The organism is Amycolatopsis eburnea (genome assembly GCF_003937945.1).
GTDB classification, from domain to species: Bacteria; Actinomycetota; Actinomycetes; order Mycobacteriales; family Pseudonocardiaceae; genus Amycolatopsis; species Amycolatopsis eburnea.
This window is the reverse complement of record NZ_RSEC01000028.1, coordinates 1-1,379: the sequence shown is the minus strand read 5'-3', so window position 1 is coordinate 1,379 and position 1,379 is coordinate 1. Positions and strand designations below refer to the sequence as shown.

The following is a 1,379-nucleotide window of genomic DNA, read 5'->3' as shown; positions in this document are numbered from 1 at the left end:
TGGGTGGTTTTCGCTGTGACCGTCACCGACCCGGTGGAATCCGAGCAAGCACCGCTGAGCCTGGGCCGGGCCGCGGCCCGCACACTGGCGACCACCACCAAGTCCGTCCCGCAGATGCAAGGCATCTCCACCCGCTGGCTGCTCAAAGCCTTGCCGTGGACCAGCGTCGAGGCCGGCTCCTACCGCGTCAACCGGCGCCTGTCCTACTCCGTGGGCGACGGCCGCGTCACCTTCACCACCACCGGCGCCCAGGTCCGGGTCATCCCGCCGGAACTCGGCGAACTCGCCCCGCTGCGCGGCTACGACGACGAGGAGGTCCTCACCGAACTCGCCGGCCGTTTCACCCAGCACGACTACCAGCCCGGCGACACCCTCGTCGAATTCGGCTCCCCCGCCGACCAGGTCTTCCTCATCGCCCACGGCAAAATCACCAAAACCGGCACCGGCGCCTACGGCGACCAAACCACCCTCGCCACCCTCGCCGACGGCGACTACTTCGGCGACACCGCCCTCACCCACACCGACGGCATCTGGGAATTCACCGCCAAAGCCGTCACCACCTGCACCGTCCTCACCCTCCCCCGCGCTGCGTTCGACGAGGTCCTCGCCCGCTCCGACACCCTCCAAGCCCACCTCGACACCTACCGCGCCCGCGGCACCGCCGCCGCCAACGACCACGGCGAAGCCGAAATCTCCCTCGCCTCCGGCCACGACGGCGAACCCCAGCTCCCGGGCACCTTCGTCGACTACGACACCCAACCGCGCGAATACGAACTCTCCGTCGCCCAGACCGTCCTGCGCGTGCACTCCCGCGTCGCCGACCTCTACAACACCCCCCACAACCAAACCGAACAGCAACTCCGCCTCACCATCGAAGCCCTGCGCGAACGCCAGGAACACGAACTGGTCAACAACACCGACTTCGGGCTCCTGCACAACGCCGACTTCGCCCAGCGCATCCCCACCCGCACCGGCCCACCCACCCCCGACGACCTCGACGAACTGCTCACCCTCGTCTGGAAAGACCCCGCCTTCTTCCTCGCCCACCCCACCACCATCGCCGCGTTCGGCCGCGAATGCACCAAAGCCGGCATCTACCCCACCTCCGTCGACCTCGGCGGCCACCAGGTCCCCGCCTGGCGCGGCGTCCCCCTCCTGCCCTGCAACAAAATCCCCGTCACCGACACCCGCACCAGCTCCATCCTGCTCATGCGCACCGGCGAACAAGCCCAAGGCGTCATCGGCCTGCACCAGACCGGCCTGCCCGACGAATACCAGCCCGGGCTGAACGTGCGGTTCATGGGCATCAGCGAACAAGCCATCATCTCCTACCTCGTCTCCGCCTACTACTCCGCCGCCGTCCTCGTCCCCGACGCCCT

1 protein-coding gene is annotated in these 1,379 nt (G+C 68.5%); it reads left to right on the top strand.

The window, feature by feature from the left end; translation table 11 throughout:
• Positions 1 to 15: 15 nt before the first annotated feature.
• A partial coding sequence (locus EIY87_RS07655; RefSeq protein WP_148106208.1) for a family 2B encapsulin nanocompartment shell protein occupies positions 16 to 1,379 on the top strand: 1,364 nt, incomplete at its 3' end.